The organism is Streptomyces sp. SID5643 (assembly GCF_009872555.1).
GTDB lineage: Bacteria > Actinomycetota > Actinomycetes > Streptomycetales > Streptomycetaceae > Streptomyces > Streptomyces iakyrus.
The window spans coordinates 25,168-42,052 of record NZ_WWIC01000361.1 but is presented as its reverse complement, the minus strand read 5'-3'; the positions used below and the strand labels follow the sequence as shown (position 1 = coordinate 42,052).

Annotated in this window: 15 protein-coding genes and 1 pseudogene; 6 read left to right on the top strand and 10 right to left on the bottom strand. The window is 72.7% G+C overall.

Going from position 1 to position 16,885, the window contains the following annotated elements; genetic code table 11:
* Positions 1 to 332 (bottom strand): annotated as a pseudogene (locus GTY56_RS38635) (hypothetical protein); the annotation flags it as partial.
* 201 nt (positions 333 to 533) lie between these two features.
* The gene (locus GTY56_RS38630) at positions 534 to 1,919 is read right to left on the bottom strand and encodes an NsdA family TPR-like regulatory protein (RefSeq protein WP_161369919.1); all 1,386 of its coding nucleotides are present in this window, start codon (positions 1,917 to 1,919) and stop codon (positions 534 to 536) included.
* Between the two features lie 306 nt (positions 1,920 to 2,225).
* Here GTY56_RS38630 and GTY56_RS38625 point away from each other — a divergent pair, with 306 nt between their 5' ends.
* The 3 genes from GTY56_RS38625 (at position 2,226) to GTY56_RS38615 (ending at position 5,403) form a co-directional block, all read left to right on the top strand.
* Positions 2,226 to 2,888 carry a bifunctional DNA primase/polymerase gene (locus GTY56_RS38625; protein WP_097217294.1) on the top strand — a complete coding sequence of 221 codons (663 nt, stop codon included), beginning with the start codon at positions 2,226 to 2,228 and terminating at the stop codon, positions 2,886 to 2,888.
* A gap of 104 nt (positions 2,889 to 2,992) precedes the next feature.
* A complete protein-coding gene (locus tag GTY56_RS38620; RefSeq protein ID WP_161369918.1) occupies positions 2,993 to 3,784 on the top strand; it encodes an ATP-binding cassette domain-containing protein in 792 nt (263 codons plus the stop codon).
* On the top strand, positions 3,781 to 5,403 hold the full coding sequence (locus tag GTY56_RS38615) for a transporter (RefSeq protein WP_161369917.1): 1,623 nt from the start codon (positions 3,781 to 3,783) through the stop codon (positions 5,401 to 5,403). Before GTY56_RS38620 ends, GTY56_RS38615 begins: the two co-directional genes overlap by 4 nt.
* Before the next feature lie 202 nt (positions 5,404 to 5,605).
* Here GTY56_RS38615 and GTY56_RS38610 read toward each other — a convergent pair whose 3' ends face one another.
* Together GTY56_RS38610 and GTY56_RS38605 are read right to left on the bottom strand one after the other, a co-directional pair.
* Complete coding sequence (locus GTY56_RS38610; RefSeq protein WP_161369916.1) at positions 5,606 to 6,505, bottom strand: alpha/beta fold hydrolase; 900 nt, start codon at positions 6,503 to 6,505, stop codon at positions 5,606 to 5,608.
* A 626-nt stretch (positions 6,506 to 7,131) separates the two neighbouring features.
* Positions 7,132 to 7,824: an iron-dependent transcriptional repressor DtxR gene (locus tag GTY56_RS38605; RefSeq protein WP_020276329.1), complete on the bottom strand. Its 693-nt coding sequence runs from the start codon at positions 7,822 to 7,824 to the stop codon at positions 7,132 to 7,134.
* A gap of 270 nt (positions 7,825 to 8,094) precedes the next feature.
* Here GTY56_RS38605 and GTY56_RS38600 point away from each other — a divergent pair, with 270 nt between their 5' ends.
* The gene (locus GTY56_RS38600; RefSeq protein WP_161369915.1) at positions 8,095 to 8,850 is read left to right on the top strand and encodes an SIS domain-containing protein; all 756 of its coding nucleotides are present in this window, start codon (positions 8,095 to 8,097) and stop codon (positions 8,848 to 8,850) included.
* Positions 8,851 to 8,871: 21 nt separating this feature from the next.
* Here GTY56_RS38600 and GTY56_RS38595 read toward each other — a convergent pair whose 3' ends face one another.
* On the bottom strand, positions 8,872 to 10,329 hold the full coding sequence (locus GTY56_RS38595; RefSeq protein ID WP_161369914.1) for a PAS domain-containing protein: 1,458 nt from the start codon (positions 10,327 to 10,329) through the stop codon (positions 8,872 to 8,874).
* A 501-nt stretch (positions 10,330 to 10,830) separates the two neighbouring features.
* Here GTY56_RS38595 and GTY56_RS38590 point away from each other — a divergent pair.
* Complete coding sequence (locus GTY56_RS38590; protein WP_161369913.1) at positions 10,831 to 11,340, top strand: HIT family protein; 510 nt, start codon at positions 10,831 to 10,833, stop codon at positions 11,338 to 11,340.
* Between the two features lie 18 nt (positions 11,341 to 11,358).
* Here GTY56_RS38590 and GTY56_RS38585 read toward each other — a convergent pair whose 3' ends face one another.
* Complete coding sequence (locus tag GTY56_RS38585) at positions 11,359 to 12,459, bottom strand: citrate synthase 2 (protein WP_033312181.1); 1,101 nt, start codon at positions 12,457 to 12,459, stop codon at positions 11,359 to 11,361.
* A gap of 283 nt (positions 12,460 to 12,742) precedes the next feature.
* On the opposite strand from GTY56_RS38585, the gene pdxH reads away from it, so the two are divergent.
* A complete protein-coding gene (pdxH, locus tag GTY56_RS38580) occupies positions 12,743 to 13,411 on the top strand; it encodes a pyridoxamine 5'-phosphate oxidase (RefSeq protein ID WP_161369912.1) in 669 nt (222 codons plus the stop codon).
* Positions 13,412 to 13,420: 9 nt separating this feature from the next.
* Here pdxH and GTY56_RS38575 read toward each other — a convergent pair whose 3' ends face one another.
* The 4 genes from GTY56_RS38575 to GTY56_RS38560 are packed head-to-tail and all read right to left on the bottom strand — an operon-like array spanning position 13,421 to position 16,879.
* A complete protein-coding gene (locus GTY56_RS38575; RefSeq protein WP_161369911.1) occupies positions 13,421 to 13,978 on the bottom strand; it encodes a hypothetical protein in 558 nt (185 codons plus the stop codon).
* A gap of 2 nt (positions 13,979 to 13,980) precedes the next feature.
* Positions 13,981 to 14,592 (bottom strand): TetR/AcrR family transcriptional regulator, encoded by a 612-nt coding sequence (locus GTY56_RS38570; protein ID WP_033312184.1) that lies wholly within the window; start codon positions 14,590 to 14,592, stop codon positions 13,981 to 13,983.
* Entirely contained in the window at positions 14,580 to 15,314 is a 735-nt protein-coding gene (locus GTY56_RS38565; protein WP_161369910.1) for an enoyl-CoA hydratase family protein, read from the bottom strand. Before GTY56_RS38565 ends, GTY56_RS38570 begins: the two co-directional genes overlap by 13 nt.
* Positions 15,311 to 16,879 (bottom strand): 4-coumarate--CoA ligase family protein, encoded by a 1,569-nt coding sequence (locus tag GTY56_RS38560; protein ID WP_161369909.1) that lies wholly within the window; start codon positions 16,877 to 16,879, stop codon positions 15,311 to 15,313. The genes GTY56_RS38565 and GTY56_RS38560 overlap by 4 nt, the downstream gene beginning before the upstream one ends.
* Between the last annotated feature and the right edge of the window lie 6 nt (positions 16,880 to 16,885).

Genomic DNA, 16,885 nt, shown 5'->3' with positions numbered 1-16,885 from the left:
CCCTCCGGCGGGAGTGCGCCCGGGGCCTGCGCGTCCCACGCGGGCGGCTCCGGCGCGCTCCACTGCTGGGGCGGGGACTGCCAGGACTGGCCCGGCGGCGGGGGCGGCGTCTGCTCCTGGCCGGGGCCCCACGGCTGGCCCCAGGTCTGGCCCTCCGCGGGAGCCGAGGCCTGCGGCCCGCCCGCCGTGGGCGGGACGGGCCGGCGGCCCGGGGCGTCACCCGGTCCGCCCGTCATGCCCGGAAGCAGGGGTTCGCCACCGTCGGAGGGCAGCACGATGCCTTCGCGCGCGGGGCGCGCCGAGGGCTCCTCGCCCTGTCCACTCTGCGTCACCGGGACTCCTACTAATGGGGGACCTTGTGAATCGTCGGGTCACGCTACCGGGTCCCCAGAGCCCCGTGCCACGCAGCACGGAGCCCGACCGCCGGCCCTGTGAGCGCGGTAACACCGGCGGCTCACGGCACGTCGCCCACGTCACCTCCCTCGCTCCCGGCAGCCGTTCGCCGCATGTTCACGCATCCGCAGACCCTGTGTTCATGCGGCCGCCTGCAGGTCGAGCCGTGCCCCGAACTCCCTTACCACCGCCTCGTCCCGGTACGGCTCCAGCCGCTGCTGGAAGTCCTCCAGGTACTCGGCGCCCCGGTTGGAGCGCAGCCCCTCCAGCAACTCCACGGCCTTCATACCGGTGTTGCACGCCTCTTCGATCTCCCGCTGCTGCACCTGCGCCGTGGCCAACAGCACATAGCCGATGGCCCGGCGGCGCGCCCGCGACCGGGGATGTCCGGCCAGCGACTCCTGCGCGCACCGGGCCGCCGCCTCGGCCTGCCCCAGGTCCCGGTGGCAGTGGGCCAACTCGTCGGCGAGATAGGCCTCGTCGAAGTGCGCGATCCACACCGGGTCGTCCCCGGCCGCCGGGTCGGCCGCCTCCAGGGCGCTGACCGCGCGCCCCGCCGAGGACTGGGCGGCGCGCACGTCGCCCATGAGGGCGTGCCCGCGCGCCTCCGCCGCCAGGAACATCGACTCCGCCCGCGGTGACACGCGCCCCCGCGCCCCCTCCTGCGCCGCCCGGGCCAACTGCGCGATCTCCCGCGGGTTTCCGAGCTGAGCGGCGAGATGGCTCATGGACGCCGCGAGGACGTACCCGCCGTAGCCGCGGTCCCCGGCGGCCTGCGCCAGCCGCAGGGCCTGGATGTAGTAGCGCTGGGCCAGACCGGGCTGGCCGGTGTCGACGGCCATGTACCCGGCGAGCTCCGTCAGCCGGGCCACCGCGGCGAACAGGTCCCGCCCGACCGCCTCCCGGTACGACCCGGCCAGCAGTCCCGAGACCACGCTGTTGAGGTAGTGCACGACGACCGGCCGCACATGCCCGCTGCCGTACTGGTGGTCGAGATCCACCAGCGCCTGGGTCATGGCCTGGACCGCCTGCACGTCGGACTGCCCCACCCGCGGCCCCGCCGAGCGCGAGACCTGCGGGTCGGGCGCGGAGATGAGCCAGTCGCGACTGGGCTCGACCAGCGCGGACGCCGCGACGGAGGACCCGGACAGGAAGTCCCGCCGCCCCACGTCACTGCGCCACAGCTCGCAGACCTGCTCGATGGCCCCCAGTACCGTCGGCGAGAACTGGAGGCCGACGCCCGAGGCGAGGTTCTTGCCGTTGGCCATGCCGATCTCGTCGATCGTGACCGTACGGCCGAGTTTGCGGCCCAGCGCCTCGGCGATGATCGCCGGGGCCCGGCCCCGCGGCTGCTGTCCGCGCAGCCAGCGCGCCACCGACGTCTTGTCGTAGCGCAGGTCGAGGCCGTGCTCGGCACCGCACATGTTGACCCGGCGGGCCAGGCCGGCGTTGGAGCATCCGGCTTCCTGGATGAGCGCCTGCAACCGTTCGTTCGGCTGCCGGGCGACGAGCGGCCTTGCGGCCATGGCGTACCCCCTGAGGCTGCGGTGCCTGCCCACGCACCGATTTGACGTGTCTTCCGCGGCCGAACCCCTCACGTCCCGGCGAAAAGATCCGGCCGTGAAGATCAATGCCCCGCCGATCAGGCGAAAATGCGAGGCATGTGAGGAATGCCGGGGTAACGGCAGTTGCCGGCCCCCCACCTGGCTACCCAGCTCCGGCCACCGTTCCTCCTGCGCGCCCCCGCACATGCACCCATGCGCCCCGCGAACAGGGGCGATGCTCTCCCCCGCGCACACGGGTGGGCGTAACCCCTGGTGACGACCAGAGTTGTGTTCATCGTGGAAGAGACGATCGCCGGCACCGAAGCCGCTCAGATCCCGAAGCAGCGCGGGGAATCGCTGCTGGAGACCGCTGTTCGCTACGCCGAGGAGCGCCACTGGGACGTGTTCCCCGGCACCTGGCTGGAAGCCGTCGACGGCAGTCAGCGCTGCTCCTGCGGTGACGCGGCGTGTCCGGCGCCCGGGTCGCACCCGGCGCGCCCGGACTGGGCGACGCAGGCGACGGGCAGTGCGACGGTCGCGCGGCGGATGTGGCAGAAGCAGCCGACCGCGTCGATCCTGCTGCCGACGGGGCGGACGTTCGACGCGATCTCCGTGCCGGAGACCGCCGGGTTCCTGGCGCTCGCACGCATGGAGCGGATGGAGCTGACGCTCGGGCCGGTGACGCTCACGCCGGACCGGCGGATGGAGTTCTTCGTGCTTCCGGGGGCCGGGGTGAAGGTGCCCGACCTGGTGCGGAAGCTGGGGTGGTCGGTGTCGTCGCTGGATCTGACGGTGCTGGGTGAGGGGGCGTACGTGGCCGCGCCGCCCACGCGGTTCGGGTCCCGCGGGGCTGTGCAGTGGGCCTGCCGGCCGACCCCGGCGAATCGGTGGCTGCCGGATGCGGAGGAGTTGATCTCGCCGTTGGCCTATGCGTGTGGGCGGGACCGGTAGCGCCTGATCGTCTGCCTGGTCCCTCCTTGCCGGCGGCTGCGGGTCGGGTCTGGCTGATCGCGCAGTTCCCCGCGCCCCTGGGCACCGAAACCGTAGGGTGCGAGGTGACGGAGGGAGGCGCGGTGGGATCCAGCGCAGTGCGGGTGCGGGGGCTCTGGAAGCGGTTCGGGCAGCAGGTCGCTGTCGCCGGGATCGATCTCGACTTGCCCGCGGGCAAGTTCATCGGGCTCGTCGGACCGAACGGGGCCGGGAAGACCACCACCTTGTCGATGGTCACCGGGCTGCTCAGGCCCGATCACGGGACCGTCGAGGTGGTCGGGCACGACGTGTGGCAGGACCCCGTCGAGGTGAAGGCGCGGATCGGGGTGCTGCCGGAGGGACTGCGGCTCTTCGAGCGGCTCTCCGGCCGGGAACTGCTGGCGTACTCCGGGCGGTTGCGGGGACTGCCCGGTGCCGAGGTCGACAAGCGGGCCACGCAGCTCCTCGACGTCCTCGATCTGGCCGGGGCCCAGCACAAGCTGGTCGTCGACTACTCGACCGGCATGCGCAAGAAGATCGGGCTCGCCGCCGCTCTCCTCCACAATCCCGAAGTGCTGTTCCTGGACGAGCCGTTCGAGGGAGTCGACCCCGTCTCCGCGCAGACCATCCGGGGCGTCCTGGAGCGGTACACGGCCTCGGGCGCCACGGTCGTGTTCTCTTCCCACGTCATGGAGCTCGTCGAGTCGCTGTGCGACTGGGTCGCCGTCATGGCCGCCGGGCGGATCCGCGCCACCGGCACGCTCGCCGAGGTGCGCGGGGACGCGCCCTCGTTGCAGCGGGCCTTCCTCGAACTCGTCGGCGCGCAGAGCCGGGACGCGGGGTCCGATCTCGACTGGCTGGGCGGCTCGGCCCGGTGAGCGCCGACGCGATCACCCCCGTCTTCGTACGGCTGAAGCTGTCGCTGCTGCGCAACGGGCTGCGACGGTCCGGCGGGCGGAAAGCCGCCTACATCACCTCGGCCGTCTTCGCCCTGCTGTTCGCCGCGCTCCAGCTGATCGGCCTGATCGCGCTGCGCGGCCACGCGCACGCCGAGTCGGTGGTCGTGCTGGCGGTGGCGGTGCTGGGGCTCGGGTGGGCGGTGATGCCGCTGTTCTTCCCCAGCGGTGACGAGACCCTCGATCCGACCCGGCTGGTGATGCTGCCGCTGCGGCCCCGGCCGCTGGTGCGGGCACTGCTCACGGCCTCGCTGGTGGGCATCGGGCCGCTGTTCACGCTGTGCCTGCTGGCCGGCTCGGTGATCGCGGTCGCGCGGGGCGGGGCGGCGTTCGCCGTGGGTGCCGTCGCCGTCGTGCTCGCGCTGCTGGTGTGCGTGGCGCTCGCGCGGGCCGTCGCCGCCGCGAACGTCCGGCTGCTGACCAGCCGCAAGGGCCGGGACCTCGCGGTGCTCAGCGGGCTCGTCATCGCGATCGGGGCGCAGATCGTCAACTTCGGCGCGCAGCGCATCGGGGCGTCGGGGCTGGGCGAACTCGACCCGGCGGCCGGGATCCTGCGGTGGGTGCCGCCGGCCTCGGCGATCGGAGCCGTGCACGCGGTGGGTGAGGGCTCGTACGGTCTCGCCGCCGCGCAACTGGCGCTGACCGCGGGGGCGCTGGTGGCGCTGCTCGCGCTCTGGTCACGGCATCTGACCCGGCTGATGACCTCGCCCGACGGCTCCACCCTGCCGGGCGCCGAGTCGGCCGCCAAGGAGCGGTCGTCGACCGGGCTGGGGCGGCTGCTGCCCTTCCCCCGTGCCGAAGGCCCGGGAGGTGCCCCCAGCCGTACGGGCACGGTCATGGAGCGCAGCCTGCGGTACGTGTGGCGCGACCCGAAGATCAAGACCGCCTGGGTGACGTCGCTGGCCATCGGGCTGATCGTGCCGGTGTTCAACGCCTGGCAGGGCACCGGGTCGGTGTACTTCGCGTGCTTCGCCGCCGGGATGCTCGGCATCCAGATGTACAACCAGTTCGGACAGGACACCTCGGCGTTCTGGATCGTCGCGATGACGATCTCCTCGACGCGTGACGCCTACGTCGAACTGCGCGCCCGGGCGTACGCCCTGCTGCTGATCACGCTGCCCTACGCCACGCTCGTGACGGTCCTGACGACGGCCGTGCTCGGCGACTGGCGGCGGCTGCCCGAGGCACTGGGCCTGTCCTTCGCGCTGCTCGGCGCGATGCTCGCGACCGGGGCGTGGACGTCCGCCCGCTTCCCCTACTCCATCCCGCAGGAGGGCTACAAGAACGTCGCCCCCGGGCAGACCGGGCTCGCCTGGATCTCCATCTTCGGCGGGATGATGGCGGCCGCCCTGCTGTGCGCGCCCGTCATCGCGCTCACGATCTGGCTGAACGTGAGCGCCGACGGCGACGCCTGGACGTGGCTGCTGCTGCCGGTGGGCACGGCGTACGGGGCGGCGCTCGCGGCGGCAGGGCTGAAACTGGCCGCTCCGCAGACGGCCCGGCGCCTGCCGGAGATCCTGGCGGCGGTCAGCAAGGGATGACGGGCGGCCGCCGCTCCGCCGACCCCCGACCGGGGGTGGGGCACCAGCGGCCTGCCGGCCGGCAGCAACGGGTGACGCGCCCCGGCCGAGGACTGCCGTCGAAGAGGAGGAACGCGCCGCCGCCACGCCGGACATCGACCAGGGGTGGGCGCCGGAGGCCCGCTGGCAGCAACGAGTGACGCGCCCGGCGGGAGGACTGCCGTCAGTCGTCGCCCAGCGAGTCCAGGAACGGCTCGATCGCGGCGCGCCAGGCTTCCGGCTGGTCGTAGTGGACCAGGTGGCCGGCGTCGGCGACCTCCGCGTACTGGCCGCGAGGCAGGACCCGGACCATCTCCTGGGCCTCGGCGCGGCCCAGCTCGCCGTCCAGGCCGCGCACGACCAGGGCGGGGCAGCGGACCTGGGTCAGCTCCTCCCAGTGCGCGTCGTACACCCACGTCTCGCGGGAGCGGAGCATCTGCTCCGGCTCGAAGACCGGACGCCAGCCGTCCGGGGACTCGGCCATCACCTCGGCGTAGAACTCGCCACGGGCCGGATTGGGCCGCTCCACCCAGGGGTCGTCCTCGCCGAACCACTTGCGGACATCCGCGAGCGTGGCGAACGGCAGCGGCCAGGCCTTGAACCACTGGTCCCACTCGCGCTGCGAGGCGGCGCCCAGCGCGGAGGCCCGCATGTCGCAGATGATCAGGCCGCGGACCAGGTCGGGACGCCTGGCGGCGAGCTGCCAGGCGGTCAGGGCGCCCATGGCGTGGCCGATGAGGACGACCGGGGCGAGGCCGAGCTGCTCCAGAGCGGCCTCGGCGTCGTCGACGTAGGCGTCACGCGTGAAGGAGCCCCGCGGGGGTTTGTCGCTGCGGCCGTGGCCGCGCTGGTCGAGGGCGACCGCGCGGTAGCGCGCGGAGAGCCAGCGGGCGGTGTACGCCCAGTGCGAGGCGCGGCCCATGAGGCCGTGCAGTAACAGCACGCCCGGGGAGTCATCCGGCGCGGTGTGCCCGTCGTGCGCCCCCTGCCCGTCCTGCGCCGGATCGGTCTTGGGCGGGTCCCCGAACTCCCAGGCCGCCAGGCGTACGCCGCCCGTCCCGGTCACGTCGATGCGTCGCGCCATGTCTGGCACCCCCCAAGCTTCGCGCGGACCGCGGCTGTCTGAGCCGGCCGGTCCTGTGAACCGTGTTCTGCCTTCTGATGCCTCTGCCGTGCTGGTTGCCGTACCTGTCGGTGCAAGTGTGCCGTGCGCCGCCCGCAGACTATCGAAAGCGCATTCGAGAACGGGGTTCTCGCCGGCAACACCCCTCGTTCGAGTGACCACCCCCGGGGATTGATCGCCGCCGCCGCGGGGAGATCTTCAGCGGGAGGCGGACCGCTCGGGGAAACCGGTCCGAGGGGAATGACCCTGAGAGCTCGGGGCTCCGGGTCAGCACAGGGGAGGACAGGCCCCGGCGCCACACGGCGCCGGGGCTCTCCACGTCTTCACGGCACATCCTCCCGCCCCCTCCCCGGCCGGGCGACATCGCTGTCGGGCCACGGCCCAGAGCCCCTCAGGTCATATGCCTCACGCGACAGCGTCGCACGGGAAGCGTACGAGCGCTGCCATTCGACGGAGTGGATCCCGGATGCGGTCCGGATCACGCCAACGCCACAAGAACCCCCTGCGCACCGGGAGTTGACCGAAGCCGGTCGCCCGGATCGGGCCGCGGACGCGGGCCGGAGCAGGCCGGGTCCGCCCGGACCGAGTCAGGGCTTGGCGACGAACACGTGGGACGCGACGTCCGACTCCAGCTCGGCCGCCTCGCCACCGCTGCCCACCAGCACCCCGCCCGCCGACTCCGTCACGCTCACCACCGAGCCGGGCTGCACGCCCGCCCGCCGCAGCGTGTACATCAGCTGCGCGTCCGTCTGGATCGGCTCACCGATCCGGCGCACCACGACCGTCTTGCCCTCGGCGCCCGGGGCGAGACTGGCCAGCGACACCATGCCCTCGTCCAGGAAGGGGTCGGCGCCGTCCTTCTCACCGAGCTCCTCCAGACCCGGGATCGGGTTGCCGTACGGCGACTCCGTCGGGTGCCGCAGCAGCTCCAGGACGCGGCGCTCCACGGCCTCGCTCATCACGTGCTCCCAGCGGCACGCCTCGGCGTGGACCTGCTCCCACTCCAGACCGATCACGTCGACGAGCAGACACTCCGCGAGGCGGTGCTTGCGCATCACACGCGTCGCCAGCCGGCGGCCCTCGTCGGTCAGCTCCAGATGCCGGTCACTGGCGACGGACACCAGACCGTCACGCTCCATGCGCGCCACGGTCTGGCTGACGGTCGGCCCGCTCTGGTCCAGCCGCTCGGCGATACGGGCGCGCATGGGGACCACACCCTCTTCCTCCAGCTCGAGGATGGTGCGGAGATACATCTCCGTGGTGTCGATCAGTCCGGACATACGTGCCCCTCGAATGAGATCTGCCGGAGGCTGGACGGCTCACCGGCGTGTGCGCTGGCCCTGCACCCAATTCTGCCGGATACCACCGACAACCGTGCCGCGGGAGGGAAAGCCGGGGATTACCCGGCCGTCCGCAAGGGTACGGACTTCTCTTTCGGGCGCTTCCCGGCACTCGGCCCACACCCCTCACGGCCGTATTGACACCGCACTGGTCCAGACCGCACCGTGATGCGCGACACGAGCCGCGAGGCCAGCCTGAAGGGACCCCGTATGAGCGACCGCGCGCCGGCCGGCCGGTTCATCGACGCCGCGATCGGCCTGCTGCGGCGGCTGCGCGACGAGGAGGCCGACAGCATCGCCGCGGCCGGGACGCTCCTCGCCGACACCGTCGCCGACGGCGGCCGGCTCTTCGCCTTCGGCGCCGGGCACTCCTCCCTCGCCGCGCAGGACCTCGTCTACCGCGCCGGCGGCCTCGCCCTGATGAACCTGCTCGCCGTACCGGGTGTCGTCGGCGTCGACGTCATGCCCGCGCCCCTCGGCTCCGCCCTGGAACGCGTCGACGGTCTCGCGAGCGCCGTCCTCGACAGCTCCCCGCTCCGCGCGGGCGACGCCCTCCTGATCATCTCCCTGTCGGGGCGCAACGCCCTGCCCGTCGAGATGGCCATGAACGCGCGCGCCCTGGGCGTCAAGGTCATCGGCGTGACCTCGGTGGCCTACGCCTCGGAGACGAAGTCCCGGCACGCCTCCGGGACGTACCTCAAGGACCACTGCGACCTCGTCCTCGACTCGAAGATCGCAGTCGGCGACGCGGAACTGACCCACGACGACATCCCGGCCCCCTTCGCCCCCGCCTCGACGGTCGTCACCTCGGCCCTCCTCCAGGCCGTCATGGCGACGACCGCCACCACCCTCGCCGACCGCGGCATCGAGCCGCCCCTGCTGCGCTCCGGGAACGTCGACGGCGGCCACGACTGGAACGCCCGGGTGATGGAGCAGTACCGCGACCGGATCTTCTACCGGCACTGACCGGCCCGGGGCCGACGCCCCTCACTCCTCGTCCGACAGCCCCGCCAGATCCAGCGCCGAAGCGATCCGCACCGCCACGTCCTCCGCGTACATCGCGTCGGACCGCTCGAAGGCACTGCGGCCGGCACCCCGCAGGAACGTCACGACGCCCAGGGTCCGGCCCCGGCTGCGCAGCACCGCGCACAGGGCGTGGACCGCGTCCGGGGGCCACTGGCGGGCCAGGGCCCACTCGCGGGCCGCCTCGGGCCGGGCGGCGCCCGCACTCGCCCGCAGGGATCCGACCCGCTCCACGCACTGCAGGGCCGGATGCCCCTCGGCGTAGCGGACGGGCAGCCCCGCCTGACCGGCCAGCCGGCTCGGGCCCGGCGCGCCGGACGGGGTGGCGGCGACCCGGACCAGCCGGACCGGCCCCTCGGCCTCCGCGTCGGTGAGCGCTCCGCCGGCGATCCGGTCGATCAGACCGTGGTCGGCGAATCCGGCCAGGGCGAAGTCCAGATGGACCGTCGCCGCCTCCGCCGGGTCCTCGCACTCGGCGGCGGCCCGCGAAGCGCGGTGCAGCTGCTGCGTACGGAAGCGCAGCAGGGACGCCTCCTGCTCGGCCTGCTTGGCCTCCGTCACGTCCTGGAACAGCCAGCCCACACCCAGCGGAACCGGCTCCTCCGCGAGCGGCGAGGCCAGCCGCAGGAAGCCGCTGCGCCAGCACCGCCGCTTCTCGCCCTCCTTGGCGCGCACGCTCACCCACACCTCGGCGGGCGCGGGCGGAGCACCCTCCGCCAGTACGTGCTGCAGCGCGCTCTCCAGCTCCTCCACGCCGTGCGACAGCAGCTCCCCGAGCGGCCGTCCCAGCACCGACGTACGGCCCGTGCCCAGCGCGCGGGCCGCGTGCGCGTTCACCACGGCCGGCCGCAGATCGACGTCCACCAGCACGACACCCCAGCTGGCGTCCTCGAACAGGGCCTCGCTCAGCGCGATCGAGCGCTCCAGATCGATCTGCGCGTGCACCTCGCTGAACGCGCAGTACACCCCCGCCGGCTTGCCGTCGGGCCCGCGCACCGCCGCCGACTGCGTGCGCACGAGCACCCGTCCGCCGTCCTTCGTCAGCAACGCGAACTCGTGCACCTGCCGCCCCGGCGCGTGCATCACCGACAGCAGCCGCCCCTCGACCTCCTCGGCGTCCGCACTGCGCACGGCCCACCCGGCCAGCCCGCGTCGCCCCACGGCCTCGTCCGCGCCCCAGCCCAGGATCCGCTCGGCCTCACGGTTCCAGTGCGTCACGACTCCGTCGGCGTCGAACGCGCACAGCGCCGCGTCCATGCCGTCCAGCAAAGCGGCAAGCAGATCCGAACCATCCGAGTTCTCCCGCTCGGGCTCCTCCGGCCCCAGCTCGTCGGTGGTCCCACTACGCCGGGAAGCACTCACCTGGACCCCCTGCAGGCTGCGTCCGCACGTACGGCACGTCGGTTCGCTCCTTGCAATCATTCAACTGGAACGTGACCCAGCGCACACCGAGTTCCCACAACATTGAAGGAATCGTTGTACGGCGGCAATCCCCACGTCAACGGCCCGGAGACCACCCGGCCGGGCAGATCATCGACGTCGGTCGATCAACGGCGGGGACCCGGCGCCGCTCCCCGCCGCACGTGCACCGGGCTTCCTCGGCCTGCTCCTCGGACACCGAACCGCTGAGCATCGCCTCAGAAAATCGGTTGATCCGAGGCCGAACGGTTCCTAGGGTTGCAAGCACTTCAGAAGGGAGGTGGTTCGGCAGATGTATGGATACCGGACGGAAGAGGTGGCTGCGGGCTAGCGGCCCGTCACCACACTCAGTGCGGTGCCGAGCCGGCGCGTGAGCACACGTGCAGCCGGCCCAATCTCAGGCAGTCACCCGACCCGCGAGTCGCCGGTACGTCCGGCCGGCTCCTCCCCAGGAGGAACCAGACTCGCGGGTCGTCTGCGTTTTCCGGCGTCTTTCCGGGGGCGATGACCGTGGGTGCGTGGCGCGACGACCGGATCGGAAGCGCCCTGCGGGGTGAGAACCCGGCGGTGATGCGGCGGCTGGAGTCCGGGTTCGCGGTGATCGGGGACGTGCAGTTCCTGCCCGGCTACTCGGTGCTGCTGACCGATGATCCGGCGGTGCAGCGGTTGTCCGAGCTGCCACGGAGCGGGCGGCTGGCGTTCCTGGCCGACATGGACCGGCTCGGGGAAGCCGTCGAGCGGGCCTGCCGGCGGGTGGAGACCGGGTTTCGGCGGGTCAATCTGGAGATCCTCGGGAACGCCGACGGGTTTCTGCACGCGCATGTGTGGCCGCGGTACGACTGGGAGCCCGCAGAGCTCGTGCAGCGGCCCGTGTGGCTCTACCCGCGGGAGATGTGGGGCGATGAGCAGTACGCGCTCGGGGACCGGCACGGTTCGCTGCGGGAGGCCGTCGGGGAGGAGCTGGACCGGCTCCGGGGGCCGGGTATGCGGACGGCCTCACCCGGGGGTGGGTGAGGCCGTGGGTGGGGTGGGTCAGTGGGCGATGTCGCCGTAGCCCTCGATGTCGTGGGGGTCGCGGGTGCCCGGGCCGATGTAGCGGGCCGAGGGGCGGACCAGGCGGCCCGTGCGCTTCTGCTCCAGGATGTGGGCGGACCAGCCGGCCGTGCGGGCGCAGGTGAACATGGACGTGAACATGTGCGCCGGGACCTCGGCGAAGTCCAGGACGATGGCCGCCCAGAACTCGACGTTGGTGGCGAGGACGCGGTCGGGCCGGCGGGCGTGGAGTTCCGCGAGGGCCGCCTTCTCCAGGGCCTCGGCGACCTCGAAGCGCGGCGCCCCCAGCTCGCGGGCCGTGCGGCGCAGGACCCTCGCCCTCGGGTCCTCGGCGCGGTAGACGCGGTGGCCGAAGCCCATGAGGCGTTCGCCCTTGTCGAGCGCGTTCTTGACGTAGGCCTCCGCGTCGCCCGTGCGTTCGATCTCCTCGATCATGCCGAGGACGCGGGAGGGGGCGCCGCCGTGCAGCGGGCCGGACATCGCGCCCACCGCGCCGGAGAGCGCCGCCGCGACGTCCGCGCCGGTCGAGGCGATCACTCGGGCCGTGAACGTGGACGCGTTCATGCCGTGCTCCGCGGCGCTGGTCCAGTACGCGTCCACCGCCGCCACGTGCTTGGGGTCCGGCTCGCCCCGCCAGCGGATCATGAAGCGTTCGACGACGGACTGCGCCTTGTCGATCTCCCGCTGCGGAACCATCGGCAGGCCCTGCCCGCGGGCGGACTGGGCGACGTAGGACAGGGCCATGACGGCCGCGCGGGCCAGGTCCTCGCGGGCCTCCTCGGCGTCGATGTCGAGGAGGGGTTTGAGGCCCCACACAGGCGCGAGCATGGCGAGGGCGGACTGGACGTCCACGCGGATGTCGCCGGAGTGCACGGGGATGGGGAAGGGCTCGGCCGGCGGCAGACCGGGGTTGAAGGCACCGTCGACGAGCAGGCCCCAGACGTTGCCGAACGAGACGTGGCCGACGAGGTCCTCGATGTCGACGCCCCGATAACGGAGTGCGCCGCCCTCCTTATCCGGTTCGGCGATCTCCGTCTCGAACGCGACGACTCCTTCGAGTCCGGGTACGAAGTCGGACATCAGGCGGCTCCTCGTGGTGGAAGTGACAGATGGTGTGTTGTGGGGTGGGACGTACGAACCATGTGTCAGTCGGCTTGCGCAGCGGGCGGCCGTCCGGTGGATCCACGGTCGTACGGCGACTCGCGGTCCTGGCCGGCTGCCCCTGTGATGCCCCGTCCGGTCTGCGGTCACCCAACCGGAACGGCACCGAAACGATATCTCCGAGTGCCATCGTTGGGGAGGGGTCACGGCACTCAGTGCCACCTAGTGACGAAGGACACCGTCCGTACGGCAAGATGACCGGGTGACCGACCGCGACGACGTCCCCTTCGATCTGGCCTCGATGCGCAAGCAGTACCGGGCCGAGGGGCTCTCCGAGACCGAGCTCGCCGCCACGCCCGTCGAGCAGTTCGCGCGCTGGTTCAAGCAGGCCGCGACGGACGGCGGGCTGTTCGAGCCGAACGCCATGATCGTCTCGACGGCCGACGCCGAGGGGCGGACGAGTTCCCGCACGGTGCTGCTGAAGCACTTCGACGAGCAGGGCTTCGTCTTCTACACCAACTACGAGTCCCGCAAGGCCCGTGACCTGGCGGAGAACCCTTTCGCCTCGCTGCTGTTCCCCTGGCACCCCATGGCCCGGCAGGTCATCGTGAGCGGGATCGCCCGGCGCACCGGCCGGGACGAGACGGCGGCGTACTTCCGCACCCGCCCGCACGGCTCGCAGCTGGGCGCGTGGGCCAGCGCCCAGTCCTCGGTGATCTCCACCCGGGCCGACATCGACGGCGCGTACGCGGAGCTGGCCGCGCGCTACCCGGAGGGCGAGCAGGTGCCGGTGCCCCCGCACTGGGGCGGCTTCCGGGTGGCCCCGCAGACGGTGGAGTTCTGGCAGGGCCGCGAGAACCGGCTGCACGACCGGTTGCGGTACGTGGAGCAGGCCGACGGAAGCTGGCGGGTGGAGCGGCTCAGTCCGTGAGGCCGGGGCTCAGAACGCGCCCGACACGTACGCCGTGCGGTGGCCGCCGAGCAGGGCGGCCAGGCGCGTTCGGAAATCCTCGGTGAGGTCCGGCCAGTTCCAGAACTCGAACCCGAGGTGACCGAAGGCCAGAGGGCACTCGTCCCAGCCCCACTCCGGCACGGGGACGGTTCCCGCGCAGGTGGGGCAGGGGAGGGACGCGTTGCCCGTCTCGCGCCACGTCTGCATCGCGGTGCTGAACCGCGGCCACACGTCGTCGTCCAGGGCGGTGACCGACCGGCAGTGAGGGCAGACGGCCGCCCCCGGCATGTCCGCGCCGCTGGTGAAGCCCGTACGGCCGGTGTGGACGGCGAGGCCGTCCCAGGGCTCGTGGTCCCAGTCGTCGGTCACGGCCCGTTCCCAAGAGGGGCCGGGGGGATGGCCGAGCGGCTGCCCGAGGACGCAGTTCGTGCGGTCGGCGAGGACGACGCCCTCCGCCACGAGCCACTCCACGACCCGGTGCGCCAGGGCTTCGGCGTCCGCCGGGCCGGCGTCGAGGTCGACGATCGTCTGGAACCGGTCACCCATGGTCAGCCCAGCGTCTCCTCCAGCAGCCCCGCCCACTGGGCCACCACCCGCTCCCGGCGGGCCGCGTCATCCGTGAGGAGGTTGGCCAGGCCCAGGCCGCGGGCCATGTCGAGGAGGCCCTGGACCGTTTCGCGGACGCCGGGGACGGTTTCGTCGGCGGCGAGGAGGTCGACGGCTATGCGGTGGGTCTCGCGGCCGACGCGGGATTCGAGCTCGGTGACGCGGGGCCGCAGCTGCTCCTCGTTGGAGGCGGCGACCCAGAGGTGGAGGGCGGCGCGGAACAACGGCCCCGTGTAGAGGTCGACCAGGGCGGCCACGACGGCGTGACGGTCACCTGCCGCGCCCTCGGGGAACAGGGCGCGCAGGGCCGTGGAGCGTTCCTCGGCGACGTATTCGACGGCCGCCGTGAAGAGGTCCTCGCGGGTCGGGAAGTGGTGCTGGGCGGCGCCGCGGGAGACACCGGCGCGCTCGGCGACGACGGAGACGGTGGAGCCCGCCCAGCCGTGTTCGGCGAGGCAGGACACGGCCGCTTCGAGGAGCCGCTGCCGGGTGGCCCGGCTGCGGTCCTGCTTGGGGACTCTCTCCGCACGGTCGGCCGTGCTCACACCACCCATGCCGGATCCCGTCGTTCGAGGAAGGCCGTCATCCCCTCGCGGGCCTGCGGGGAGGAGAAGAGCCGGGCCGAGAGCGCGGTCAGGGCGTCCGCGTCCCGGTCGAAGGCTTCCAGCACCCTAGCCGTGAGCAGCCGTTTCGTCTCGGCCAGGGCGTCGGGGGCGGAGCGGCGCAGACCGTCGAGGATGGGTTCGAGGGCCGTGTCGACATCGCTGTCACAGGTCGTGATCAGGCCCGTTGCCACCGCCTCCGGGGCTTCGAAGCGTTCGCCGGTGAGGTAGTAGCGGGCCAGTGCGCGCGGGTCGGTGCGGGGCAGGAGCGGCAGGGAGATGACCGCGGGGGCGACTCCGATGCGGACCTCGGTGAAGGCGAAGGTGGCGCCGGTGGCGGCGGCGGCGATGTCGCAGGCGGCCAGGAGGCCGAGGCCGCCCGCGCGGACGTGGCCGGTGACCCGGGCGACGACCGGTTTGGGCAGCTCGACGATCTGGCGCAGCAGGGCGACCAGGGCCTCGGGGCGGGGCGGGTCCCTGAGGTCGGCGCCGGCGCTGAAGGTGTTGCCGGTGTGGGTCAGGACGATCGCACGGACGCCGGGGTCCTCGCCGGCGTCGGTGAGCGCGTCGGCCAGGTCGCCGACCAGGGCCGCCGAGAGGGCGTTGCGGTTGTGCGGTGAGTCGAGGGTCAGGGTTTCCACGGCACGCGCGCGGGTGCGGGCGATCGGCGTCATGCGCTCTCCCTGAGCTGTCGGCGGAGGATCTTGCCCGAGGCCGCGCGGGGGACGCCGACGACGAAGGTGACGTGGCGTATCCGCTTGTAGGGGGCGACGCGTTCGGCGACGTACATCATGATCTCGGCCTCGGTGAGACCGGCGGCGGACGGCTGGCGGACCACGTAGGCGTGCGGGGCCTCGTTGCCGTCGTCGTCGTACCGGCCGATGACGGCGGCGTCGGCGATGCCGGGATGGGTGAGGAGCAGGGCCTCCAGTTCGGCGGGGGCCACCTGGAAGCTTTTGTATTTGATGAGTTCCTTGACGCGGTCGACGACGAACAGCCAGCCCTCGTCGTCCACATGCCCCACGTCGCCGGTGTGCAGCCAGCCGTCGGGGTCGATCATGGCGGTGGTGGCGTCGGGGCGGCCGAGGTAGCCCTTCATGATCTGGGGTCCGCGGATGAGGATCTCGCCGGATGCGCCGGCGGGGAGGTCCTTGCCGGGGTCGTCGAGGGAGACGATGCGCATCTCGGTGCCGGCGACGAGTTTGCCGACGGTTCCGGGCGGGGCGTCGTTCATGGCGTCCAGGGGGACGACGTGCGTGCCGGGTGACAGTTCCGTCATGCCGTAGGCCTGGCCGACGGGCGGCAGGCCGAGCCGCCGGGAGCAGGCGGCGGCGAGCCGGGCGTCCAGGGGTGCGGCGGCGCTGATGATGTACCGCAGGGACGACAGGTCGTACTGGGCGACGGCCGGGTGCTTGGCGAGGGCGAGGACGATCGGCGGCGCCACGTACAGGGCGGTGATGCGGTGGTTCTGGACGGCCGCCAGGAACTGCTCCAGGTCGAAGCGGGGCAGGACGACGACGGTGGCGCCCTGCCGCAGGGGCGCGTTCATCAGGGCGGTGAGGCCGTAGATGTGGAAGAAGGGCAGCACCGCCAGGACGCGGTCGCCCGGGCCGGCGGGGATCGCCGGGTGGAGCTGGGCGAGGTTGGTGGCGATCTGCCGGTGCGTGAGCATCACGCCCTTGGGGGTGCCGGTGGTCCCGGAGGAGTACGGCAGGGCGGCGACGTCCTCGGCGGGGTCGATGGTGATCTGCGGTTCGGGGGCCGCCGAGGCCAGCATGTCGATCAGGGAGAGGTGGCCGCTCGCGCTGTCGCACACGAAGATCTCGCCTACCCCGCCCGCCAGTTCGGCGGCCCGGCGGGCGACGTCCAGCAGCGGTGACACGGTGACGATCCACCGGGCCGCCGAGTCCCGCAGCTGCTTGGCGAACTCCTCGGCGGTGGCGAGCGGGTGCACGGTCGTGACGGTGGCACCCGCGCGCGTGGCCGCGTAGAAGGCGGTCGGGAAGGCGATGGTGTTGGGGCTGTGCAGGGCGAGGACGTCGCCTTTGCGGACACCGGCCTCGGCGAGGGCGGCGGCGACGCGCCGGTGGAAGCGGTCCACCTGCTCGTAGGAGAGGGTGGTGCCGTCCGTGCCGTCGATCAGGGCCGGGATGTCGCCGTACTCGGCGGCCCGGGCCAGGACCGCGTCGTGGATGGGCAGGTCGACGGGCGGGACGTCTGCGTACTCGCTGCGGAACATGGCGGG